The sequence below is a fragment of the Joostella sp. CR20 genome (assembly GCF_038433465.1).
GTDB lineage: Bacteria > Bacteroidota > Bacteroidia > Flavobacteriales > Flavobacteriaceae > Galbibacter.
Window position 1 is genome coordinate 124196 of sequence record NZ_JAESVF010000005.1, and the last position, 23636, is coordinate 147831.

Here is a 23636-nt window from a genome sequence, read left to right on the forward strand (position 1 = left end):
ATGGATAATCCGTTCAAGAAAATAATAAACAATGAGAAGTTACCAGATACCGTAAAGGATAAGGTAATGCAGGATGTTGATTTGATTAAACTGTCGCTAGATGTCGCCGATTTATTTGTGATAAAATACCCAGATACAATAAGCAATATATTAAACCTAAAAGACAAAGATGAATAAACAACTACAAGTGAATTTTGACTTTCAAATTCTACACAATTATTTTTATGACTTTTTAGAAGTGTTACCGAACATCTTACTAGGAATAGCATTTATTATAGGGAGTTGGCTATTCTTAAGATTTGTACTTTTTATAGTAAAAAAATCGTTGAAACTTACCAAGATAGATTCGCTCTTAGAAAGTGCAAACGATAAAAATCCAATCTTCGGAGGCTCTGTAAAAATTAAACCTACCAAAGTAATTTTAGCATTCGTAAAGTGGTTTTTAATACTTATCCTTATTATTATTGGTGCCGATATTCTTGGCTTAACCATCGTTTCCAACGAAGTTGGTAAAATTCTCCAGTATTTGCCACAATTTTTCACTGCGGTAATTATCTTTTTTATTGGTACCTACGGTGCAGTATTGCTTCGTAAAACAGTGCAATCGGCTTTAAAAGCATTCGATATGAATGGTTCAAAAGCCATTAGTACACTTGTGTTTTATTTAGTGTTTGTAGTGGTAGCAATTATGTCGCTTAACCAAGCAGGAATCGATACCGAAATCATCACCAACAATCTGTTTTTGATTATTGGAGCATTTTTAGCAGCATTGGCAATAGCACTCGGGTTAGGTTCTAGAGATGTAGTTTCAAGGCTCTTGTTTGGATTTTATTCAAGAAAAACTTTTCCTATAGGAAAGCGTATAAAATTTGAAGAAACAGAAGGAATTGTACTTGCTGTAAATAATATTTCTCTAATCATTAAAGACGATCAGAATAAAAAAATAGTAGTTCCAATCAAGCAAGTAGTCAATAAAAAAGTAGAAATTTTAGACTAGTAAAGTTCTGAATATCATAGCGTATAAAAATATTTTTCATTTTTTTCTGAAAAAATTGTGACCTATCAAAAAATGATGTGTCTAAATAAATAGAAGCACAAACTTCTAAACACAATTTGAATTTAGTTAGAATAGAAATGGAAATGTTTTTCTTACTTATACAACTTTTGATTTTGCCTGGTCTAATTTTTTTGGGTTTAATTAGCTGGACAGAATATAAAAAATCAAGAGAGACTTATATGAGAATAAAAAATGCTATGATAAAGAAAAACAGTTGATAATGAAATAATTGTATTTTTGGGGGATTATACAATTACGAGTCAATTTTTCCATATAAAGTAGCGCTCAAGTTTTAAACTTGGGCGCTGTTTTTTTATATAAAAAGTCGAAAAGCACTTTTCATTTAAAAAGTATTTTCAATTATTTTAAAATAAATATTCAATCATAAATAATTGTTATTAAGTGGTTTAGGGATAAAATTCATTTTTTCTGAAAAAATAGTGTGACCTATCAAAAAATGATGTGTCTAAATAAATAGAAGCACAAACTTCTGAACACACAATTAAATAAATAGAAATGGAAATGTTTTTCTTACTTATACAACTTTTGATTTTGCCTGGTCTAATTTTTTTGGGTTTAATTAGCTGGACAGATTATAAAAAATCAAGAGCGACTTATATGAGAATGAAAAATGTTATGATAAGAGAAAAACAATTGATGGTAAAGTAATTGTATTTTTGGGGGATTATACAAATTACGAGTCAATATTTCCATATAAAACAGCGCTCAAGTTTTTAAACTTGAGCGCTGTTTTTATTTAGTAGATACATTGTATTGAGTAGTATTCAAAATTTACTAAAAATGATATTTTAAATAAATTTTCATTTTTTTTCTGAAAAAGTGTGACCTATTAAAAAATGATGTGTCTAAATAAATAGAAGCACAAACTTCTAAACACACAATTAAATAGATAGATAATGGAAATGTTTTTTTTACTTATTCAGCTTTTGATTTTACCAGGTTTAATTTTTTTGGGTTTAATTAGTTGGTTTGATTACAAGAAGTCGAGAGCAAATTACATGAAGTTGAAAAATGGTGTTATAAGAGAAAAAGCACAATAGTTGTTACATTATGGGGGTTTTGTATTCCAAAAAAAATGGCGCTTAAAAAATTAAGCGCCATTTTTTTTGTTCTTTTTTATCGCATAGCTTTACTGAGTATCCCCATAACTCCACGTATAAAAGTAGCACTTGTAAGCACTTTTACAATAGGGTTCATCGCAGTGCTTTTTCTGCTAGAAGTTCTAGAAACTTTCTTTTGTTCTTCTTTTGCTTTTTGTTGTGCTTCTTCTGTTTGCGATTTTTCAATTTTCTTATTTAAAATCTCATAGGCACTTTCTCTATCAACAGTCTCGTTGTATTTAGGAATTAATTTTGATTGCTGAAGTACATCTTTAATTTCACTTTCAGATAAAATATCCATTCGGCTCATAGGAGCTCTAAGCATGGTTGCTGCCAGTGGTGTAGGTCGTCCTTTTTCGTCGAGAGCAGAAATTAATGCTTCTCCAGTTCCTAATGATGTAAGTATTTCTGCAGTGTTGTAAAAGTCGGAAATTGGGTAGTTCTCGGCAGTAAGCTTAATAGCTTTTCTATCTTTTGCAGTGAAGGCACGTAGTGCATGCTGAATTTTTAGTCCGAGTTGAGATAGTACAGCATCTGGAACATCCGTTGGATTTTGTGTTACAAAGTAAAGTCCGATTCCCTTTGAGCGGATAAGTTTTACGATACTTTCAATTTGATCTAAAAGAGCATCGGAGGCTTCATTGAAAATAAGGTGTGCCTCATCAATAAAAATGACCAACTCCGGACGATCGCTATCGCCTTGTTCTGGGAAATTGCCATAAACTTCGGCTAATAAACTTAACATAAAAGTAGAGAAAAGCTTCGGTTTATCTTGAATGTCGGTAAGACGTATAATATTGATAATTCCTTTTCCGTTTTCGTCAATTCGAGTAAGGTCGTCTACTTCAAACGATTTTTCTCCAAAAAATAAATCGGCTCCTTGTTGCTCGAGTTCTATAATTTTTCGAAGAATTGCTCCTGTTGAGGAAGTTGAAATTCGTCCGTAAGCTTCTTGAAACTCTTCTTTTCCTTCGGCGGTAGCGTATTGTAATATTTTTTTAAAGTCTTTTAAATCGAGTAACGGAAGTTGGTGGTCGTCGCAATATTTAAAAAGTACAGCAACAATACCTTGTTGCGTATCTGTAAGGTCTAAAATTCTGGAGAGTAGTACAGGTCCGAATTCAGAAACGGTGGCACGTAGGCGAACTCCATTTTGTTCGGAAAGTGTAAGGATATCGATTGGAAACTTTTTTGCTTCGTATGGAAATCCAATTTTGGTATGTCGCTCTTGAATTTTAGCATTATCTTCTCCAGGTTGTGCGAGTCCGCTAAGGTCTCCTTTTAAGTCCATTAACAAAACAGGAATTCCTTTTTCAGAAAGGTTTTCTGCCAGGATTTGTAATGTTTTAGTTTTTCCAGTACCCGTAGCTCCAGCAATAAGTCCGTGTCGATTTAAGGTTTTTAAAGGTATTTTTACTAAGGCATTTGTAAGTGGCTCACCGTCGAGCATGGCAGCTCCCATACTAATGTAATCACCTTTGGTTTTATACCCTTCTTCTATATGTTGAAAAAATACGTCTTTATTGCTCATGTTGTAATTATTTTCTACTAAAATAAGGTAAACTTATCGAAGTTAAAAGGAGTATTTTTTTAGCGTAGTTTTTTTGCTGATGGAAACTACCGCTAGCTGCTAGCCCTGATTGAGCTAACTACCGTGTAGTAGCGAAAGCAGGTAACAGCCTTACTAAAAAAGCAATAGGAAATGGCTGCTTAAAATAAAAAGGAAAGCGTATCTTTGCGGCATGACAAAAGAAGCGATTTTAGCGAAGGTAAATGCGGGAGAGATGCTTCCGTTAATGGAGGAGTTTTACACCATTCAAGGCGAAGGATTTTATAAAGGAACGGCGGCTTATTTTATTCGAATTGGCGGCTGCGATGTAGGATGCCATTGGTGTGATGTGAAAGAAAGTTGGAACGCCGAGACACACCCGCCAACAGCGGTGAGTGAGATTGTTGAGAATGCAGCAAAATATTCGGATACTATTGTGATTACGGGTGGTGAGCCACTTACATGGGACATGACTTTTATTACTTCGGAATTAAAAAAGCGTGGCTTAAAAACGCATATTGAAACTTCTGGTGCGTATGAGCTAACGGGGGAGTGGGATTGGATTTGCCTGTCGCCAAAAAAACTAAAGTTACCCACTGCTAAAGTTTATGAAAATGCAAACGAATTAAAATGTATTGTATACAATAAAAGCGATTTTGAGTTTGCTGAACAACAAGCTGAAAAGGTAGGCAAGGATTGTATTTTATACTTGCAACCCGAGTGGAGCAAGCGCGATAAAATGATTCCTGAAATTGTGGAATATGTTATGAAAAATCCGAAATGGAAGGTGTCTTTACAGACACATAAATATTTGAATATTCCTTAGGGAATTGTTTTTTGTTTCTCGTTTTTAATATTTTTAAACCTCAAACATACGTCTCCAACCTTCCAACTATTTTAATGTGAGTTTTGCGAGGTAATCGTAATGTTCGCCTTCGGCAAGGAGCTTACAGTTTAAACCAACCATTTCGCAACATAAACTTAGTGTATTGAAGTCGAGGTAAAGCCAAGTTGTAGTTTCAGTTTCTCCTTTGTATTTGAGGGTATACGTAAGTTCGCCGTAATAATCGTTGTCCATCGGAATCCATTTTCCGCCGTCGTCATCTTCATCAAACATGTAAATAATATCGGAAGAATCGATTAGTATTTGTCCGTTTTCAGAAAGTAAACTTTTTAAATGGGCTAGTTTTTCGGGAACACTTTTATAAGTGCCTAAAATTCCAGTGCCGTTCATCAGCATTAAAATGGTGTCGAATTTTTCGTTTTTTAGCTGAAAAACATCTTCTTGAACTGCATTTAAAACACCTCTTTTTATAGCAACATCGATAGCGCCAGCAGAAATGTCAATGGCTTTTACGTTTAGATTTTTTGTCTCTTGAAGGTATAAAGCATGGCTTCCTGCGCCACAACCTATATCGAGCACATTACCATAACTTTGTTTGAGAGCCTCTTTCTCCAAAGGAGGCATTTCTTTATGACTTCTGAATAAATAAGAAATAGGTAAAATGTCTTCTTCGGAGATGGAAGTTTCTGTAAAGATTTCTTCTGAAAAATTATCAGTATAAAAATCTTGAATGGCTTTCCCTAAGAGGTCTTTCAATGTTTATTGATTAATGTTTACGTAATATTTAAAGAATGAAATTAAGTCTTCTTCTTTCTTAAGATTCAATTTTTTTTCTTTTACAAATTTATCTAATTGTTTGTTATTAAACTGCGCTAAAATTCTCTTTGTATTATTCTCTAGCGGAATTGCATAATCAGCTCCTTTCAGTTTAATGTAATAGTTTTGATTGTCTGAAAATTTTGCAGGTTTATCTTTTTGGTATCCAGTATTGGCTTTTTCTGGCGGATAATATATTTTAATGTACTTGTTTAGCAACATGTCATCTTCTGTACAAAAAAGGCACTCTAAATACCCAGTTTTTGTTTTGTTATTGTCTTGATAGTCTAATAAGAAAAACTTCTTACCATATACTTCGTATGCATAATTAGATTTTGTTGAACCTTTATAAATTTCATTTTCAGACATTTTAATTTCTATGAAGTCTTTATAAACATTATATCTTAAGTCTACATTTTCGTATACTTTCCCATCAACAAAGATTTTTCCTTTAGTGAAATCATCTCCGTTTAAATATAAAGATCCGTCCACTCCAGAGTATTCACTAGAGTTTTTAGTGTCTATTAATGGTCCGCTTTGATAGCCATACTGATCTATTTGAGCTTGTAAAACGATACATGTAATTAGCGAAAGGGCTAAAAATATTTTTTTCATATCTAAAAAGTTTAATGTTGTATGAAAATCAAATGTTTTGATTTTTCAGGTTTGTGGTATAGTAAATTAAATTTAATTTTTTTAAATAACCAAATATTATGGAGAGTAAGACTGTTGGTATTATGCTTTTGATTATGGATAAACTGTATCTTTGTACTATTCAATATTTCTTCTGAAAAATTAATGATGGACGAATTTTTAAAACAGCTCCCACAATTAGCAAAAGATAAGCAAAGCGAAAACAAAAAGTATTTTGCGAAATTACGGAAGAAACCTCCTAAAGATTTAGATTATGTAATGCAAGAACTGCACGAGGAAGAATTTGAAAAAACAGATTGTCTTAGCTGTGCTAATTGCTGTAAAACTACGGGGCCGTTATTTACCAATGCAGATATAGAACGAATTTCAAAACATTTTAAGCAGAAGCCACAACAATTTATCGATACTTATTTAAGAATAGATGAAGACAATGATTATGTGTTGCAAGAGGTGCCATGTACATTTTTAGCACCAGATAATTATTGTTTAATTTATGATGTTCGTCCAAAAGCGTGTCGAGAATATCCGCATACCGACCGAAAGAAATTCCAACAAATAAGTAATTTAACAATTAAAAACACCGCTATTTGCCCTGCGGTTTACAATATTGTTGAGGCTATGAAAGCTCGTTTGCCTAAATAATTTTTTATCCCTTCTATAAAGAGTCACAGTTTTTTTGTTAAAATATTGCGTTTATTTTCTATAATTTTTATATTTTAGTTAAAAATAAGTGTGATTATGAAAAGTATATGTACTCTTTTGGTTGTGTTTTTATCTGTGTATAATGGATATAGTACTAATTGGTTATCTTCTTTTGAAGATGCTCAAAAGTTAGCTTTGGTGCAAAATAAACTCATCGTGGTAGATTTTTGGGCTACTTGGTGTGGACCTTGTAAAAAAATGGATTCCGATGCTTGGCATACTAATGAAGTTGGAGATATGATGAATAACTTTATACCGCTAAAAGTTGATATTGATACGCAAACAAATTTAGCAAGACGCTATGGTATCAAGGCTATTCCTAATGTTTATATTATGGATGCAAATGGAGAGATTGTTGCTGATAGTAAGGGGTATATGGACAAAGTGGAATTACTTAATTTTTTAGATGATTTTGTTTTAAATACATCTTATGTTAATAAAGAATTAGTGAATTATTTTCAACGTCAAAATTTTGCAAATTCATTACGATTGGCAAAACGTTATATTGATTATTCTTTATTAGTAGATGATAAAGTAAAGAATAACTTCTTTTCGGTGTCCAATGTATATCTTGATAAAGCCAATAAAATGTTGGAGAATCAACCAAAATTTGAAGAAAAAATTGAGTTGCTAAAAATGACAATCGACGTATATCGTGGCAATCATAAAAAAGTTGTTCGAAAATTAGCTAAAACCGACGAAGCTACTATAGACCCGATCAATAAAGCAGATTATTACTTTATTAATTACTGTGTGTGTAGAAGTAATAACGAGGCTGACCAAGCTTCTGAATGGCTTGATAAACTTAAAACTACTTCTAATTTCGAGACTTATAATTCAAAAATAAACATGATTTTTAAGGAAGATTCTTAGTCTTCCTTTACTCATAAATAAAATACTTACTTCTTATTTTTTTGAAGTTTTCAATGCCTTCTTGCCAAGTGGCTTTAATTTCGTCGTTGGGCATGCCAGCTTCAATTTGTTTTTGAAGTTTGTTGTTACCTGCGTGTAACGTAAAACTAGCGGTTTTAAAAAAGTTAGCTTTGTCATTGCTGTTTTGATAGGCTTTAATAATCCATTGCATAGTCACTTCTTTTGGAGGCGTTACAGAAGATAAATCTTCTCCGTAGCATAATTTCCCATTGTGTTTTGGGTCTTTCGAGCCAAAATTGGGTTTCGGAGTATATTCAAAAGAAAAAACATTTTTATCCAACCAAGGAGCACCATAACGTTGAAACTGAAACTCAGTTCCTCTTCCTGCATTTACATGTGTACCCTCAAAAAGGCCTAAACTTGGGTATAATAAAATTGATTGGTCGTTTGGTAAGTTTGGAGAAGGCCTAATTGGTAAACTATACGATAATTCGTGGTTGTAGTTTTTTACAGGAATTACAGTTAAATCGCATTGCACTTTGTTGGTAAGCCATTTTTCGCCATTGAGCATTTTTCCGTATTCTCCAATGGTAAGTCCGTACACAAGCGGAATAGGAACTTTTCCTAAAAAGCTAGCGTGTTCCATTTCGAGTGTTGGACCGTCAACATAACTCGCATTCGGATTTGGTCGGTCTAAAACAATTAATGGAATGTTATTTTCGGCGCAAGCCTCCATAACCAAATGTAAAGTAGAGGTGTAGGTGTAAAAGCGTACGCCAACATCTTGAATGTCAAAAACCATAATATCGATGGCTTTGAGTTGTGCAGGAGCAGGCTTTTTGTGTTTTCCGTAAAGCGAAACAATTTCGATTCCTGTTCTAGCATCTTTGTTTCCTTCCAAAAGTTCTCCAGCATCAGCCTTTCCTCGGAAACCGTGTTCAGGAGAAAATATCTTCTGAATATTTATGTTTAATGCCGAAAGCGAATCGACTAAATGTGTATATGTTTCATCATTTTTAAAAATTACGGAAGTTTGGTTGGCAACAATTCCCACGCGTTTATTTTTCAGCAGAGGCAAATAAGCTTCAGTACTATTAGCACCTACAATGATAGGTTTTTCCTGCGGAGTTTCTTCCGAAGTAATAATTGCTTTTTTTTCCTGATTTCCATTCGCACACGAAATCACTACTAAAAACAATAATAAAAATGTATTTTTGAAACTCATAAAGTACCTCATAATTTGAATTTAGAATATTTTATTACCAAACGCCTTGTAAAGGGTAAGGAGTATAAAAGTAGTATATCGGCGCCAATTATAAAAATTGCCATTGCAGCGATTGCGATGGGCGTTATTATGATGCTTATTGCGATGGCTACTGGGGCTGGATTACAACGTAAAATTCGAGAAAAAATTGCCGCTTTTAATGGGCACATTCAAATTTATAACTACGATAATAATACTTCAGATGTTTCTGTTAATCCGATTTCGATACATCAAGATTTTTATCCTGAATTTAAAAATGTTTCGGGAATAAACCATGTACAAGCCGTAGCTACCAAAGGCGGAATTATTAGAACTGAAAATACTTTTGAAGGGATTATAGCCAAAGGTGTTGGTGCCGATTACAATTGGAAACCCTTTGAAGATTTTTTAGTTGACGGACGACTGCCTAATTATTCGGGAAAGCGCAATGAAGAGATTTTAATTTCGCGTTACCTCGCAAACCGATTGCAATTTAAAGTAGGAACTGAGTTTTGGGCGTTTTTTCTGAAAAATGAAGTCAATGAAATACCAAACCAAGTGAAGTTTAAAATTGTAGGAATTTACGATAGTGGGTTCCAAGATTTTGATGCCAATTATATTTTTGTTGATCTACGCCACATTCAACGGATGAATAAATGGAAAGCCGACGAGATTGGTACTTTCGAAGTTTTTATAGACGATTTTGATAAAATAGAAGAAAAAGGACGAGAAGTGTATGGTGTTACACTTTCAACGCTAGACTCTCAAACCATTGCCGAAAAATATTACACTATTTTTGAGTGGATTTCGCTTTTCGATTTTAATGTTGCTATTATTATTGGAATCATGATTATTGTTGGCGGGATTAATATGATAACCGCCTTGCTTGTACTTATTTTAGAGCGTACTCAAATGATTGGCTTGTTAAAAGCGTTGGGAACTAACAATTGGAGCATTCGAAAGATATTCCTTTACAATGCTGCCTATTTAATTGTTGTCGGGTTGTTTTGGGGAAATTTACTCGGACTCGGACTCTTGTTTTTACAGAGTAAGTTTGGCTTTATAAGTTTGGATGCTTCCACTTATTATGTTTCGCAAGCCCCTGTTTATATCAATCCGCTACATGTAGTTTTTCTTAATGTTGGTGTGTTGTTGTTATGCTTATTAATGCTGTTAATTCCGTCATACATTATTACAAAAATATCGCCTGCACGTTCAATGAAGTTTGAATAGCTTTTCAGTTTAGAAATGGAATACTGTTTTTAAGGTGTTGAATTTCAGTTTGTTTTATTTTTTTTGTATCTTTAATGGAAGCTACTGCCCCAAATATTTTATTAATCAATAAAATCAAATCGTCATGGGGCAATTATTACACAATCAAACTTCCGCATTAACTATCGCTTTAAAAGCCATAGTGTACATTTTAATCGCAATTTTATCTTGGGTAGTCGTTTCAGCAATACTTAGTTTAGTAGGTGTGTTGAATTAATACTTTTTATATTTTTTCTTTGAATATCCGTAATCTATCATGCCAAGATTAAAATGTCAGGTCGAGCGTAGTCGAGACCATATTTAAAGCTATTAAGCCAAATAACCTCTCGACTACGCTCGAGGTTACAGTGTATTATGACAGATTACAGACAATCATACTTTTTCTGTTTAGTAAAAATATAGTAAAGCATTTACTTCCGAAGAAAAACATTACGCGTAACGATTTTAAATATGAAGAAAATTATCTTTTTATCAGAATTGTATTTTTCATAATAACTGTAGCGTATTACTTTGATTTATGGTTTCATTTTATGTTTTTTTAAGGAAAATAAATAGCATTTTATCATTTTTATTGACGTATGTAGTTGTTTTCAGTATGATGAAATGATTATATTTTCTATATTTTTACAGAAGATAGTTGTATTTTCAGCAGAAATATTTAATTTTATATTCTCCTCGACCTATTATTAAATGCACAATCATTAAATTATTTTATTCAATTATGAAGAAAAAATCTATTTTATTGCCAATAGCTGCGCTACTGGTAAACTTTCTTGTAGCACAAGATAAGCCAAACATCCTCGTAATTATGGGGGATGATATAGGATGGTTTAACACCAGTGCCTATAACAGCGGAATGATGGGGTATAGAACTCCAAATATTGACCGTGTTGCCAACGAGGGGATGCGTTTTACAGATGCTTATGCACAACAATCGTGTACGGCTGGTAGAGCTGCATTTATTACAGGACAGTCGCCAAAAAGAACAGGGCTTCTTAAAATTGGTATGCCAGGAGATCCAATAGGATTACAAAAAGAAGATCCAACAATTGCAGAAATGTTAAAGCCACTTGGGTATGCAACAGGGCAATTTGGAAAAAATCACTTAGGAGATTTGGATAAATTCCTTCCTACAAATCACGGTTTTGATGAGTTCTTCGGAAATCTTTATCACTTAAATGCTGAAGAAGAGCCAGAGAATGCAGATTATCCAAAAGATCCTGAGTTTAGAAAAAAATTCGGACCAAGAGGAGTTTTAAAAGCTACAGCTGACGGAAAAGTTGAAGATACAGGACCATTAACTAAAAAGAGAATGGAAACTATCGATCAAGAGTTTTTGGATGCTGCTAAAGCGTTTATTAAAAAACAACACGATGCTGGAAAACCATTCTTTACTTGGTTCAACTCTACAAGAATGCACATTTTTACACATTTAAGTGATGAGTATAATGCGAAGACTGGACTTGGAGTTTATGCTGACGGTATGAGACAGCACGATATGCAAGTTGGTCAATTATTAGATTTGTTAGACGAATTAGGAATTGCAGATAACACAATTGTAATTTATACTACAGATAACGGTGCAGAGAAATTTACATGGCCTGATGGTGGTACAACTCCATTTAGAGGAGAAAAAGCTACTACTTGGGAAGGTGGTATTAGAGTTCCTTTCATGATTAGATGGCCTGGAAAAATTAAAGCTGGACAAGTTTCTAACGAGATTTTCTCTCTTGAAGACTGTATGCCAACTTTATTAGCAGCTGCAGGAAATACAAATATTAAGAAAGATTTACTTAACGGATACAAAGGATATAAAGTACATTTAGATGGATATAACTTTATTCCTTACATGACTGGTAAAGAAGAAAAAGGGCCACGTAACGAGTTCTTCGCTTTTGTAGATGATGGTACTTTAGGAGCAGTTCGTTTAGGACGTTTTAAATATCACTTCTCTACGCAAGAAGAAGAAGGAATGGGAGCTTGGTTACATGCTCAAGTACCAAGAAAAGCACCATTGTTAATCGATTTATTAGGAGATCCATTTGAAAGTGCTCCAGAATCTTCATCGTACTACGATGATTGGTTATTACGTAGAATGTATGCTTTTGTACCATTACAAAGTGTTGTGGCTAACTATATGGCTACGTTTAAAGACTTCCCTGTACGTCAAGAGCCAGGAAGCTTTACACCAAAACAATAATTCTTCATAAAATTATATATAAGAAAAGTCTGAATAAACATATTCAGACTTTTCTGTTTTTATCGATTTATTTTCGATATATAATAATTTATAGTATTTTAGTGGAGAATTTCCCTCCCTACGTTATCACTTAAAAATTAATTAAATCACATCTTATGTTTAAGAAAAATTTGTTTTTATCATTAGCAGGCTTGTTGGTGGTAAATGTGATGTTTTCACAAAAGAAACCAAATATCCTCGTGATTATGGGGGACGATGTTGGTTACTGGAACTTAAGCTACAACAACCGCGGGATGATGGGCTACACTACGCCAAACATCGATAAACTTGCGAGCGAGGGAGCTATTTTTACAGATTATTATGCAGAGCAAAGTTGTACTGCTGGTCGTGCTGCTTTCATTACTGGGCAAATGCCAGTAAGAACAGGTATGACAAAAGTTGGTATTCCTGGTTCTACACTAGGGCTTCAAAAAGAAGATCCAACACTTGCAGAATTGTTAAAACCACTAGGGTATACAACAGGGCAATTTGGTAAAAACCACTTAGGAGATTTGGATGAATTTCTTCCAACAAACCACGGTTTTGATGAGTTCTTCGGAAATCTTTATCATTTAAATGCTGAAGAAACTCCAGAGAATCCTTACTATCCTAAAAACCCAGAGTTCAGAAAAAAATTCGGACCAAGAGGTGTAATTCATTCTACTGCTGATGGAAAAATTGAAGATACAGGCCCATTGAATAAAAAGCGTATGGAAACTGTAGATCAAGAGTTTTTAGATGCAGCTGAAAATTTCATGGAAAAAGCAGTAAGTAGCGATAAACCATTTTTTGTGTGGTTTAATACAACTCGTATGCACTACGTTACGCACGTTCCAGAATCTTACAGCGGAAGAACTGGTTTGAACGAATATGCAGACGGAATGGTTCAGCATGACGATCAAATTGGGATGATTCTTAAAAAATTAGAAGAGCTTGGAGTTGATGATAATACAATTGTTGTTTATACTACAGACAACGGTCCGCACTTTAATATGTGGCCTGATGGTGGTATTACACCGTTTAGAGGAGAGAAAAATACAAACTGGGAAGGTGGTTACCGTGTACCATGTATCGTAAAATGGCCTGGAAAAATTAAGCCAGGTAAAGTTGTTAACGAAATTGTTGCAGGAAACGACTGGGTGCCTACACTTATGGCAGCTGCAGGGAAACCAAACATCAAACAAGATTTGTTAAATGGTTACAACGGATACAAAGTTCATTTAGATGGATACAATATTTTACCATATTTAACAGATGAAAAACAAGTTTCTAAAGACCAATACGGAGCAACAACTTGGCCAAGAAGAGAGTTTTATTATTGGAATGACGACGGACAATTGGTAGCGATGCGTTACGACCGTTGGAAATTAGTTTTCATGGAGCAACAATCTTCTAAATTTGGAGTTTGGATGTATCCGTTTGTGCAATTGAGAATTCCATTAGTTTTCGATTTACGTATGGATCCGTTTGAAAGAGCACAACACAATGCTAACGGATATTACGAATGGATGGAAGGAATTATTCAGTTTGCAGGAGGTTCTTCTCAGGCAATTGCTGGGCAAATGATTGAAACTTTCAAAAAATATCCACCAAGACAGCGTCCAGCTTCATTCAACCTAGATGAGGTAATGAAGTCACTTACAGCTGGTCAAGAAGGAAAATAGTATTTTACGAGTTTTATAGATTTAAAAGCCGAACATTTAATGTTCGGCTTTTTTTCGTATTTTAAGCTGATTGTAATTAAAATAATACTATTTTAGTCGCAAATTCCCTCAATTGCTACAGAATCAATAAACCAATTTAATTAAGTAGTTATGATTAAGAAAAACTATTTTTTGTCGTTAGCAATATTGTTAGTGACTAATGTATTACTTGCGCAAGACAAGCCAAATATCCTCGTTCTTTGGGGTGATGATATAGGTTGGTCGAACGTAAGCTTTAACAATCGTGGAATGATGGGGTACAAAACTCCAAACATCGATCGAATTGCAAATGAAGGAGCTATTTTTACCGACTGGTATGCGCAACAATCGTGTACTGCTGGTAGAGCAGCTTTTATTTTAGGGCAACACCCATTTAGAACTGGGTTGTTAACAATCGGGATGCCTGGAGCAAAACAAGGTATCAAAGATAACCAACCTACAATTGCTGAAGTACTTAAACCTCACGGTTATGTTTCTGGTCAGTTTGGGAAAAATCACTTAGGAGATAGAGACGAGCATCTTCCTACAAATCATGGTTTTGATGAGTTCTTCGGAAACCTTTACCATTTAAATGCTGAAGAAGAGCCAGAAAGTTATTACTATCCAAAAGATCCTGAATTCAGAAAAAAATACGGACCTCGTGGAGTATTACACTCGTATGCTGATGGTAGAATTGAAGATACAGGACCACTTTCTTCTAAACGTATGGAAACTGTAGATCAAGAGTTTGAAGATGCTGCAATTAAATTTATCGAGAAAGCACACGCTGATGGAAAACCATTCTTTGTTTGGTTAAACTCAACACGTATGCACGTTTGGACACACCTTTCAGAAGAAAGTGATGGTGTTACTGGTATCGGTTTATACGCTGATGGAATGGTAGAGCACGATAAAAGTATTGGTCGTGTTTTAGCTAAATTAGAAGAACTTGGAATTATCGATAACACTATTATTATGTATTCTACAGATAATGGTGCTGAGAAATTCTCATGGCCTGATGGTGGTAGTACACCATTTGCTGGAGAAAAAGGAACAACTTGGGAAGGTGGTTTCCGTGTGCCTTGTGCAATTCGTTGGCCAGGAGTTATCGAGCCAGGAACAGTTTACAACGATATTTTCTCGCATGAAGACATGATGCCAACTTTGGCAGCAGCAGCTGGAGAGTCTGATTTGGTAAACAAAATGCTAAACGGATATAAAGCAAACGGTAAAACGTTTAATGCACATTTAGATGGTTACAACTTATTGCCATTTTTCAAAGGGCAAGTAAAAGAATCTCCAAGAAAAGAGATTTTCTATTTCGACGCTGGAGGAAACTTAAATGCAATTCGTTACAACAACTTCAAACTTCACTTTACTTTTATGGAAGGTGCAATTAATGAAGCATACCGTAAATCGCCAAGCTGGCCTTTAGTAATCAACTTAAGAGCCGATCCGTATGAAGTATCATACAAAGCAGGAATGTATTTAAAATGGTATGGAGACAATATGTGGATGTTTGTACCAGCGCAAGAGTTGGCAGCAAATTTCTTAGAGTCGTTTAAAAAGTATCCGCCAGTTAAAGGATCTTCTTTATCGATTGACGAAGTTGTAAAACAAATGTCTACACCAACAAGAAACTAAGCTTGTAAAATAGAGTTTCTTAACAGAAATTCATCGATAATAATTTAGAAAACGGAGTGCATATTATATGTACTCCGTTTTTATTTCTTACTTTAGTGTAAAATTTCCCCCGTTCACTTAAAAAATAAAATAAGCATCAAATAAAAAGCGATGTTGTCTATTCAATTTAAAAAGTGAAACCATCAATTCTTATAATTTTTTAGAAAAGTACTACTAAGTTGTAGTTCTAAAATATTATGATGAATTAAACCAAGCGTTTAATTTTATTTAAAATGAAAAAAAAATGAAAAAAGTTAATTTCAATGCATTTTTAGGGGGAGCTTTAATCCTTTCGATTGTTGGTTGTAAGCAAGGAGCTAAAGATCATCCAGAAGTAAATAGTGTTGTTTCTGAAATTTCTTATACTGAAGACGCTTCAGATGTTTCTCTCGATGCTTGGGCAGATGCTCCCAAAAAGGAAATTGTAGATTGGGTAACTGCTGTAACTACTGAAGGATCTTCAGATTTTATTCCTGTTCAAGATAGAATAGCAGTATTTGATAACGACGGAACGCTTTGGCCAGAACAACCTGTGCCAAACCAAGCACAATTTATGTTGGATTATCTTAAAAAGGAAATGCCAAATCATCCAGAATGGCAAAAAAATCCTGTGGCTAGTGCAGCTGTAAAAGGAGATTTTGAACCTTTAAAAAAAGCTGGAATTAAAGGGTTGATTGATTTGATTCAGAAAACACATTCGAACAAAACGGAAGACGATTTTAATAATTCCGTTAGGCAATGGATCGATACAACCAAAAGTAAGCGTTTCGGAAAACTTTATACGGAAGCGGTATACTTGCCAATGTTACAATTGTTAGATTATTTAAGAGCGCATCAATTTAAAACATTTATTGTAAGTGGTGGTGGAGCCGATTTTATGCGTGTTTGGACGGAAGATATTTACGGAATTCCGCCTTACCAAGTAGTTGGTACGTATGGAGAAGTTAAATATGAAGTAGTCGACGGAAAACCTACACTTTCTAAAGTTCCAGGAGCAATTTTTGTAGATGATAAAACCGAGAAACCAGAAGCAATTCATAGGTTTATTGGTAAGAAACCAGTTTTTTGTGGAGGAAATAGCGATGGAGATCAAGCAATGATGCAGTACACTAGCAGTTCTAAATATAAATCGATGTGTGTAATTCTTCATCATACCGATGCAGAGCGTGAGTTTGCGTACGATACAAAAACATTAAGCGGTCATTTGGAAACTGCTTTGGTAGAAGCAAAAGAGAAAAATTGGTTGGTGGTTGATATGAAAAACGATTTCAAAAAGATTTTTAGTTTTCAATAAACACCTCAAATTACAATAATATATACAAAAGAATATTTAAGTTATGACAGCACACGAAGCAATTACGTCGCTTAAGTCAAGAATGTCGGAAGCCATTATCGGGCAAGACACATTGATTGAAAGAATTATTTTGGTTCTCTTAGCCGACGGAAATATGTTGTTAGAAGGATTGCCAGGTTTGGCAAAAACTCGTGCCATTAAAACATTGGCAAAAGAGTTAAACTGTGGTTTAAGCAGAATACAGTTTACGCCAGATTTATTGCCTTCGGATATTACTGGGACTGAGATTTATCAACCAGAATTAAAAGATAAGTTTGTGTTTCAACAAGGGCCAATTTTTAGTAATTTAATCCTTGCAGATGAGATTAACCGTTCGCCAGCTAAAGTTCAAGCAGCCTTGTTGGAAGCAATGGAAGAACGTCAAGTTTCTGTTGCAGGAAAAACCTATGCTATGGAACCGCTTTTTATGGTAATGGCAACGCAAAATCCAGTAGAGCAAGAAGGAACGTATCCACTTCCAGAAGCGCAAATGGACCGTTTTTTAATGCACGTTACTATTGATTATCCAGATGATGCTTCTGAGCTCGCTATTTTAAGACTTAATCGAGAAGAGCAAACGCATACCGAAAAGAAAAAGCACGAATTACTAGAGCCAAGCGTAATTTTTGAAGCGCGAAAAGAAATAGCTAAAGTGACTATTTCGGAAGCTATGGAAAAATATATTGTAGACATTATTTCGGCAACTAGATACCCTTCAAAATACAATGAGCAACTGGATAAATGGCTCGATTATGGTGCCAGTCCTAGAGGGTCGATAGCTATCGATCGTGCGTGTCGAGTTCATGCTTGGATGGAAGGGAATGACTTTGTTTCTCCAGACGATGTGCGTGCTGTTGTGCACGATTGTCTTCGTCATAGAATTATGTTGAGTTATGAAGCTAACGCCGATGGAGTTTCTGCAGATCAAGTTATTGATGAAATTTTAAAGCAAGTAGCCGTAGTAGCTTAAATATGGTTCTTTGAAGTTCCTTGAGATAAAATTTGTCAATTACCAAAAAGAGCGAACTTCCGCAGTAAAAACAGAAAAACTTGAAAATATTTTGACGTAAATGTCAAGCTATTTTAAATTTCAACTAAGGGAGCAAATCCGAAATCTATTAGCTAGAAATCAATGTCTAAAAAAGAAGAATATCCAGAAAATGTATTTGTGTCTTTACAGCACTTGTTAAAGCAGGAGCATACGGCTCAAAGTTTTGCATTGCTTTCTCGAAAACATAAAGTAAACAGTATTTTGTCTGGAAAGCACGCTTCAAAACTTAGAGGACGAGGCTTAGATTTTGAAGAAGTTCGTAACTATGTTAAAGGCGATGATATTAGAAACATCGATTGGAAAGTTACGGCGCGCACGCAAAAAACGCACACTCGAGTTTATACTGAAGAAAAAGAAAAACCTGTGCTTATTGTTGTCGACCAGTCAAAATCTATGTTTTTTGGATCGGTTTTAAAGACAAAAGCAGTGGTGGCCGCCGAGTTGGCAGCAATAGCCGCTTTTAGAGTTTTTAAAGAAGGCGATAGAGTAGGTGGTGTTGTTTTTGCTGATGAAGGTTTTGATGTTGTAGCACCAAAGCGAAGTCGTAAAAATATAATTCACTTTTTAGAAAATATCGAAAACAGAAATCGGGCTTTGAAAGATTCCAAAGCGGAAGCGTATGAAGAAACTTTAAATGCAGTAATTCCGAGAGTCCGAAACATTGTTACTCACGATTATTTAGTGGTTATCATTAGCGATTTTTTAAGGTATTCGCCAACGGTTATTAAAGCAATTGCAGGAATATCTATGCATAACGATTTGATTTTGGCAAAAGTTACAGACCCTATGGAATACGCTATGCCAAACACCAAATTTGTTGCGAGTAACCAAACGCATCAAATAGTAGTAGATGGTAAAAACAAAAAAATAAAAGATGCTTTTATACAAGGATTTGAAGGCGATTTTTACGCTTTTCAATCTGAAATGAAAAAATATCAAATTCCAATTTTCAATGTCGATACAGCAACACCGCTGGATCTTCAACTGAAAGAAGTATTTGGAAAAATGAATGCTAAAAAATGAGTATAATACCTTCTGCCATACAAGATTCTATTCCCGAGAACTTAAAAAATCTTCAGCTTGAAGAAATTTATGAGCCACAGCCTATTCCTTTTACTTTTGAAACTGTTGGTTGGAAAATTTTAGCAGCGTTGATTTTATTAGGGATTTTGATTGCGGGATATTTATTTATCAGAAATTATATTAAAAATGCGTACCGCAGAGAAGCAATAAAGAAATTATCTGAAGTGACCGCTGTTTCTGAAGTTTTAGTGATTTTAAAAATGGTAGCATTACAAACTTTTGGTCGCGAGGAGGTTGGTAGATTATATGGTAAATCGTGGTTGGAGTTTTTAGATAAAACAGGGAAAGATGTACAATTTATTCCGTTGGAGGCCGACATTCAAAATTCGGTTTATAAAAATGAAGAACTTGATGCACAAGTAAAACAACAGATTTTGACGAATTCTAAAAAATGGATAAAATCTCATGCCTGAAAATTTCGAAATAGCATATCCGTGGATTTTCTTTCTACTGCCGTTGCCTTTTATAGTGTATGCGCTTTTTCCGTCGTTGCGTATAAAAAGTGCGTCTTTGTTTTTTCCAGGATTTAATAATGCAGTAAAATATACACACCAAAAACCTAAAAAGTCGGCTTTTGTAAAACGACGAAATATTTTTGTTTGGCTCGGACTTTTTATTTGTTGGGCTGGAGTTTTGGCGGCGCTGTCGTCTCCTCAAATTGTAGGAGAACCAGAAATGAAAGTAAAAACTTCTAGGAACTTTTTAATAGCTGCTGATATTTCTTTCAGTATGGCACAGCGCGATTGGACGATAAACGGAAAGCAAGCGCGCCGTTGGGATGCAGTGAAAAGTGTGATGCACGATTTTATTAAAAAACGTGAAGGGGATCGAATGGGACTTATTTTTTTCGGTTCGAGTTCGTATATCCAAGCTCCATTTACGCCAGACCTTGAAGTTGTAGATCAAATGCTGGAGGAAGCCGATGTTGGAATGGCAGGGCAAATGACGCATATTGGAAAGGCTATTACCAAAGGGGTAGAGATGTTTGAAAAAGACACCATCAAAACAAAAGTAATGTTGCTTTTAACAGATGGGGTGGATGCAGGAACAGATATTTTACCGCTCGATGCAGCCGATTTAGCGCAAAAAGATACCGTTAGAATTTATACCATCGGAATTGGAGATCCAGGTGGATCGGGAACCGATTTAGATGAGCGTACACTCGAAGATATTGCAGACCTTACCGACGGACAATATTTTAGAGCGAAAGACGAAAAGCGTCTGGCGCAAATTTATACCGAACTTGATAAGTTAGAACCTATTGAATATGAAGAGGAGCAAAACAAACCAGTAACCCTATTGTATATGTATCCGCTAGGTGTTGCTGTGGGTGTGTTGTTGTTTATGATGTTGGTGCTTACACTGTTAAAAATGATTCGTCAATTCACTCAAAAAAAGGAAAGTTATGTATAAAGATTTGTTTCCTATCAATTGGAGTGATTTTCACTTTTTACGACCTCAATTTTTGTGGTTGCTCGTGCCTGTTGTAGTGTTGATGCTTATAAGCTTATTATCGATGCAGCAAGAGGTAAAATGGAAAAAAATAATAGCACCGCATTTAAGACCTTATGTTATTTCTAAAGGAAGTAATGGCGTAAAAATATTTATGCATATAGTTTTATTATTGGCTTTTACAAGTGGAATTTTAGGACTTTCTGGACCAACGTGGAAGAAAATTGAAGTTCCTGGGCAAAAGTTAGAAACGCCTATGGTTGTATTACTCGATTTGTCGCAAAGTATGATGGCAGAAGATATGCAGCCTAATAGATTGGAGCGCGCAAAATTTAAAATTAAAGATTTAATAAAATACAATCCGAGGGCTCGAATGGCGCTTATCGGTTTTGCTGGAACAGCGCATACAATTGTGCCACTTACCAAAGACTACGAGATTATTAATAGTCATATTGAAGGTTTAAAACCTTCTACGATGCCTTTCCCAGGATCTGATCTGGAAGCGGCTTTAACGTTAGGAGATTCGCTTACCAAAGTAACAAAAGCCCCTGGAACCATCGTTATTTTTTCTGATGATTTTCAAGAAAGTCAGCGAGACTTACTCAGTAATTTTGTGAAGAATTCTAAAAACAGACTTGTTATTCTTCCGATGAATACGCCTGGAGGTTCCGAAGTTCCTTCTGTAAACGGAAAAGGAGTTATCCGAAGTAAAGACGGAAAAGCAGTACGTTCTTATCTTGATGCTACGCTGATGGCGAGTTTAAATGGTATAGATGGAATTACAGTGCAGCAACTTACCTTGGATGATAGCGATGTAGAATTGATAGCGAAAGACATCAGTAAAAATTTAGAATTTACTGAAAAAAATGAAGAAAAGGATGACGATTGGCGTGATGTAGGTCTTTTGTTTATTATTCCAATGGCGGTACTTCTATTGCTTTGGTTTAGAAAAGGGTGGGTTTTGTATTCGCTCGCCTTTTTGTTGTTGGTTTCGTGTAACGATTCTTCATCTTCAAGTTTTTCAGATTTGTGGTACACCAAAGATTACCAAGGACAACGATTAAGCGATAAAGGAGATTATAAAGATGCCGCTGAAGCATATACAGATCCGTTAAGAAAAGGGGTGGCGTATTTTAAAGCTGAAGAATATGAAGACGCAATCAATGCTTTTTCTAAAGATACTTCGGCAATGGGATCTTATAATTTAGGATTAGCATATTTTAAAAATGGTGATTATGCTGCTGCGCAAATTGCGTTTAATATGGCGGTTGAAAAAGACCCTTCCTTGGAAATAGCCAAAACGAATCAGCAAAAATTAATGCAAGTACTTCCTGAAGAAGATAAAATGTCGGTTGAAAATGCTGAAGAATCCAATGGCGAACAGAATGCTGAAAATACGCAAAACTCTGGACCAGAAGATTTGAGTGGTGGAGGGCAAGAAGCTACCAAAGAAGACATGAAAAAACAGCGTCAGGAAGAAACTGTAAACTCCAACGTACATAAGGGGAAAGAATTGGATGAGGTTCCCGACGATGTGCAAGCGAGTATACAACAAACCGATACTCAAATTTTAATGCGAAAAGTAGACGACGATCCAACTTTATTTTTACAGCGAAAATTTAAATATCAAGTGAAAAAGTATAACATAAAACCAAGATCTAATGAGCAAGCGTGGTAATATGTTAATCAAAAAAATAGTTTTTTTATGGATACTTGTTTTGAGTTTCCATAGTGTAGTTGCGCAGCAAATTTGGGGAGATGTTCGTTTAAATAAATCGAGTGTTTATGTTGGAGAACCTGTGCAAGTAAGTTTTACGGTGTACACTTCTACTTGGTTTACAACAGGTTTAGATTTGGGGAATATTAAAGTAAACGGAGCATTTTCAACTTATTTCAGACCCGTAAGTAAGTCTTTTCAGAAGAACGGGAATAACTTTGCAGGTGTAGAACTTATTTATAATGTTTTTCCTTTTTCAGAAGATGATGTAACCTTTCCTGCTTTAGAAATCGAGGTAGAATCGCCTGCGCCAGGAGGTTATAAAGGAATAAAACACACTGTTAAAACTGCCGAGAAACTTATAAAAGTAAAACCAATTCCACCTAATTTTGAACGTTCTGATTGGTTGGTAGCTTCGAGTTTATCGGTAAGCGAGGGTTGGTCTGGCAACACAAAAAGAGCTAAAGTAGGCGACGTTTTAGAACGTACGATTACTAGAAAAGCTTCAGGGACTGTTCCTGAATTAATTCCGCCTGCAGTTTGGGATACACTACCAGATGCGAGTTTGTATCCAGGACGAGGTACTATTGATAGTTATAAATCAAAAACATCAATTAGTGCTCAGCGTACGGAATCGGTACGTTATTTATTGGAAAAAGAAGGAACAATTACAATCCCTGAAAAGGTATTCACATGGTATAATCCGTATCAAAGGAAACTGTATAAAAAAACACTTAAGGCTGTAACTATTGAGGTAGCTCCAAATCCAGATTTAGGAATGTTGGATAGTGTTAGGGATTCGCTTCAATTACAAGAAGTTCAAGTGGCAGAAGAAGCATCTGCAGAAAAGCCATTTACCATTTTAGGACTTTCAGTAAAAGAATTTATCATAGCTGCTGTAGTGTTAATTTTGTGTTTGTTAATACTGATTTTTCTATTGAGGAAAATTATCAGTTATGTCATTCAGCGTAGAAAGGATTATTTAAAATCAGAATTATACTATTTCAATAAAGCAAAGCGAGTTATAGGGAGTTCAGATAAAGCAAAAGTGATGAATGCTTTATATCGTTGGATTGATGAAATTGAGGTTGAAGAACCAAGTATTCAATATGTGCTTCAAAAGTACGATCCTCAAAACGAGGTAGATGAAAATAATATTGTAGTTTCTATGACGGTGAAAAAGCTTAAAAACATTCGAAATCGATACCTAAAAAGAAACGAAGTTTACGCCAACAAGAATTGGATTAATCCTTAGGTGAAAGATG

21 protein-coding genes are annotated in these 23636 nt (G+C 34.9%); 17 read left to right on the forward strand and 4 right to left on the reverse strand.

The window, feature by feature from the left end:
• On the forward strand, nt 1–177 hold the full coding sequence (locus tag JMA43_RS08815) for a hypothetical protein (RefSeq protein WP_342156127.1): 177 nt from the start codon (nt 1–3) through the stop codon (nt 175–177).
• Nucleotides 170–997 (forward strand): mechanosensitive ion channel family protein, encoded by an 828-nt coding sequence (locus tag JMA43_RS08820; RefSeq protein WP_342156128.1) that lies wholly within the window; start codon nt 170–172, stop codon nt 995–997. The genes JMA43_RS08815 and JMA43_RS08820 overlap by 8 nt, the downstream gene beginning before the upstream one ends.
• A 1197-nt stretch (nt 998–2194) precedes the next feature.
• Here the strand turns inward: JMA43_RS08820 and JMA43_RS08825 are convergent.
• Nucleotides 2195–3709 (reverse strand): helicase HerA-like domain-containing protein, encoded by a 1515-nt coding sequence (locus JMA43_RS08825; RefSeq protein ID WP_342156129.1) that lies wholly within the window; start codon nt 3707–3709, stop codon nt 2195–2197.
• 211 nt (nt 3710–3920) lie between these two features.
• On the opposite strand from JMA43_RS08825, the gene JMA43_RS08830 reads away from it, so the two are divergent.
• Nucleotides 3921–4553 (forward strand): 7-carboxy-7-deazaguanine synthase QueE, encoded by a 633-nt coding sequence (locus tag JMA43_RS08830; RefSeq protein WP_342156130.1) that lies wholly within the window; start codon nt 3921–3923, stop codon nt 4551–4553.
• 66 nt (nt 4554–4619) lie between these two features.
• Here JMA43_RS08830 and JMA43_RS08835 read toward each other — a convergent pair whose 3' ends face one another.
• Both JMA43_RS08835 and JMA43_RS08840 read right to left on the reverse strand, forming a co-directional pair.
• Nucleotides 4620–5327, reverse strand: a complete 708-nt coding sequence (locus tag JMA43_RS08835) for a class I SAM-dependent methyltransferase (RefSeq protein WP_342156131.1) — start codon at nt 5325–5327, stop codon at nt 4620–4622.
• 3 nt (nt 5328–5330) lie between these two features.
• A complete protein-coding gene (locus JMA43_RS08840; protein ID WP_342156132.1) occupies nt 5331–6002 on the reverse strand; it encodes a hypothetical protein in 672 nt (223 codons plus the stop codon).
• 186 nt (nt 6003–6188) lie between these two features.
• On the opposite strand from JMA43_RS08840, the gene JMA43_RS08845 reads away from it, so the two are divergent.
• Both JMA43_RS08845 and JMA43_RS08850 read left to right on the forward strand, forming a co-directional pair.
• Nucleotides 6189–6683 (forward strand): YkgJ family cysteine cluster protein, encoded by a 495-nt coding sequence (locus JMA43_RS08845; protein ID WP_342156133.1) that lies wholly within the window; start codon nt 6189–6191, stop codon nt 6681–6683.
• Between the two features lie 96 nt (nt 6684–6779).
• Nucleotides 6780–7616, forward strand: coding sequence for a thioredoxin domain-containing protein (locus JMA43_RS08850; RefSeq protein WP_342156134.1), 837 nt, complete (start codon nt 6780–6782; stop codon nt 7614–7616).
• 7 nt (nt 7617–7623) lie between these two features.
• On the opposite strand, the gene JMA43_RS08855 is transcribed toward JMA43_RS08850, so the two are convergent.
• Nucleotides 7624–8853, reverse strand: a complete 1230-nt coding sequence (locus tag JMA43_RS08855; RefSeq protein ID WP_342156135.1) for an exo-beta-N-acetylmuramidase NamZ family protein — start codon at nt 8851–8853, stop codon at nt 7624–7626.
• Between the two features lie 3 nt (nt 8854–8856).
• Between JMA43_RS08855 and JMA43_RS08860 the strand changes: the two genes are divergently transcribed.
• The 12 genes from JMA43_RS08860 (at nt 8857) to JMA43_RS08915 (ending at nt 23626) form a co-directional block, all read left to right on the forward strand.
• Nucleotides 8857–10092 carry an ABC transporter permease gene (locus JMA43_RS08860; RefSeq protein ID WP_342156136.1) on the forward strand — a complete coding sequence of 412 codons (1236 nt, stop codon included), beginning with the start codon at nt 8857–8859 and terminating at the stop codon, nt 10090–10092.
• A gap of 124 nt (nt 10093–10216) precedes the next feature.
• Nucleotides 10217–10348, forward strand: a complete 132-nt coding sequence (locus JMA43_RS08865) for a hypothetical protein (RefSeq protein WP_342156137.1) — start codon at nt 10217–10219, stop codon at nt 10346–10348.
• A gap of 504 nt (nt 10349–10852) precedes the next feature.
• Complete coding sequence (locus JMA43_RS08870) at nt 10853–12331, forward strand: arylsulfatase (RefSeq protein WP_342156138.1); 1479 nt, start codon at nt 10853–10855, stop codon at nt 12329–12331.
• A 155-nt stretch (nt 12332–12486) separates the two neighbouring features.
• The gene (locus tag JMA43_RS08875; protein WP_342156139.1) at nt 12487–14034 is read left to right on the forward strand and encodes an arylsulfatase; all 1548 of its coding nucleotides are present in this window, start codon (nt 12487–12489) and stop codon (nt 14032–14034) included.
• Nucleotides 14035–14184: 150 nt separating this feature from the next.
• Nucleotides 14185–15696: an arylsulfatase gene (locus JMA43_RS08880; protein ID WP_342156140.1), complete on the forward strand. Its 1512-nt coding sequence runs from the start codon at nt 14185–14187 to the stop codon at nt 15694–15696.
• 283 nt (nt 15697–15979) lie between these two features.
• Nucleotides 15980–17029 (forward strand): HAD family hydrolase, encoded by a 1050-nt coding sequence (locus JMA43_RS08885; protein ID WP_342156141.1) that lies wholly within the window; start codon nt 15980–15982, stop codon nt 17027–17029.
• A gap of 43 nt (nt 17030–17072) precedes the next feature.
• A complete protein-coding gene (locus JMA43_RS08890; RefSeq protein WP_342156142.1) occupies nt 17073–18038 on the forward strand; it encodes an AAA family ATPase in 966 nt (321 codons plus the stop codon).
• A 162-nt stretch (nt 18039–18200) separates the two neighbouring features.
• Nucleotides 18201–19142: a DUF58 domain-containing protein gene (locus JMA43_RS08895; RefSeq protein WP_342156143.1), complete on the forward strand. Its 942-nt coding sequence runs from the start codon at nt 18201–18203 to the stop codon at nt 19140–19142.
• Nucleotides 19139–19615: a DUF4381 domain-containing protein gene (locus tag JMA43_RS08900; RefSeq protein ID WP_342156144.1), complete on the forward strand. Its 477-nt coding sequence runs from the start codon at nt 19139–19141 to the stop codon at nt 19613–19615. The genes JMA43_RS08895 and JMA43_RS08900 overlap by 4 nt, the downstream gene beginning before the upstream one ends.
• A complete protein-coding gene (locus JMA43_RS08905; RefSeq protein ID WP_342156145.1) occupies nt 19608–20615 on the forward strand; it encodes a VWA domain-containing protein in 1008 nt (335 codons plus the stop codon). The genes JMA43_RS08900 and JMA43_RS08905 overlap by 8 nt, the downstream gene beginning before the upstream one ends.
• Nucleotides 20608–22332, forward strand: a complete 1725-nt coding sequence (locus JMA43_RS08910; protein ID WP_342156146.1) for a VWA domain-containing protein — start codon at nt 20608–20610, stop codon at nt 22330–22332. Before JMA43_RS08905 ends, JMA43_RS08910 begins: the two co-directional genes overlap by 8 nt.
• A complete protein-coding gene (locus JMA43_RS08915) occupies nt 22316–23626 on the forward strand; it encodes a BatD family protein (RefSeq protein ID WP_342156147.1) in 1311 nt (436 codons plus the stop codon). Before JMA43_RS08910 ends, JMA43_RS08915 begins: the two co-directional genes overlap by 17 nt.
• Nucleotides 23627–23636: the final 10 nt, after the last annotated feature.

Excerpts from the sequence above, each read along its gene's own strand:
- JMA43_RS08905 (WP_342156145.1), top strand. The coding sequence starts at position 19,608 with ATGCCTGAAAATTTCGAAATAGCATATCCGTGGATTTTCTTTCTACTG.
- JMA43_RS08815 (WP_342156127.1), top strand. The coding sequence starts at position 1 with ATGGATAATCCGTTCAAGAAAATAATAAACAATGAGAAGTTACCAGAT.
- JMA43_RS08900 (WP_342156144.1), top strand. The coding sequence starts at position 19,139 with ATGAGTATAATACCTTCTGCCATACAAGATTCTATTCCCGAGAACTTA.
- JMA43_RS08865 (WP_342156137.1), top strand. The coding sequence starts at position 10,217 with ATGGGGCAATTATTACACAATCAAACTTCCGCATTAACTATCGCTTTA.
- JMA43_RS08890 (WP_342156142.1), top strand. The coding sequence starts at position 17,073 with ATGACAGCACACGAAGCAATTACGTCGCTTAAGTCAAGAATGTCGGAA.
- JMA43_RS08855 (WP_342156135.1), bottom strand. The coding sequence starts at position 8,853 with ATGAGGTACTTTATGAGTTTCAAAAATACATTTTTATTATTGTTTTTA.
- JMA43_RS08875 (WP_342156139.1), top strand. The coding sequence starts at position 12,487 with ATGTTTAAGAAAAATTTGTTTTTATCATTAGCAGGCTTGTTGGTGGTA.
- JMA43_RS08820 (WP_342156128.1), top strand. The coding sequence starts at position 170 with ATGAATAAACAACTACAAGTGAATTTTGACTTTCAAATTCTACACAAT.
- JMA43_RS08850 (WP_342156134.1), top strand. The coding sequence starts at position 6,780 with ATGAAAAGTATATGTACTCTTTTGGTTGTGTTTTTATCTGTGTATAAT.
- JMA43_RS08830 (WP_342156130.1), top strand. The coding sequence starts at position 3,921 with ATGACAAAAGAAGCGATTTTAGCGAAGGTAAATGCGGGAGAGATGCTT.
- JMA43_RS08885 (WP_342156141.1), top strand. The coding sequence starts at position 15,980 with ATGAAAAAAGTTAATTTCAATGCATTTTTAGGGGGAGCTTTAATCCTT.
- JMA43_RS08845 (WP_342156133.1), top strand. The coding sequence starts at position 6,189 with ATGGACGAATTTTTAAAACAGCTCCCACAATTAGCAAAAGATAAGCAA.
- JMA43_RS08840 (WP_342156132.1), bottom strand. The coding sequence starts at position 6,002 with ATGAAAAAAATATTTTTAGCCCTTTCGCTAATTACATGTATCGTTTTA.
- JMA43_RS08825 (WP_342156129.1), bottom strand. The coding sequence starts at position 3,709 with ATGAGCAATAAAGACGTATTTTTTCAACATATAGAAGAAGGGTATAAA.
- JMA43_RS08915 (WP_342156147.1), top strand. The coding sequence starts at position 22,316 with ATGAGCAAGCGTGGTAATATGTTAATCAAAAAAATAGTTTTTTTATGG.
- JMA43_RS08880 (WP_342156140.1), top strand. The coding sequence starts at position 14,185 with ATGATTAAGAAAAACTATTTTTTGTCGTTAGCAATATTGTTAGTGACT.
- JMA43_RS08895 (WP_342156143.1), top strand. The coding sequence starts at position 18,201 with ATGTCTAAAAAAGAAGAATATCCAGAAAATGTATTTGTGTCTTTACAG.
- JMA43_RS08910 (WP_342156146.1), top strand. The coding sequence starts at position 20,608 with ATGTATAAAGATTTGTTTCCTATCAATTGGAGTGATTTTCACTTTTTA.
- JMA43_RS08870 (WP_342156138.1), top strand. The coding sequence starts at position 10,853 with ATGAAGAAAAAATCTATTTTATTGCCAATAGCTGCGCTACTGGTAAAC.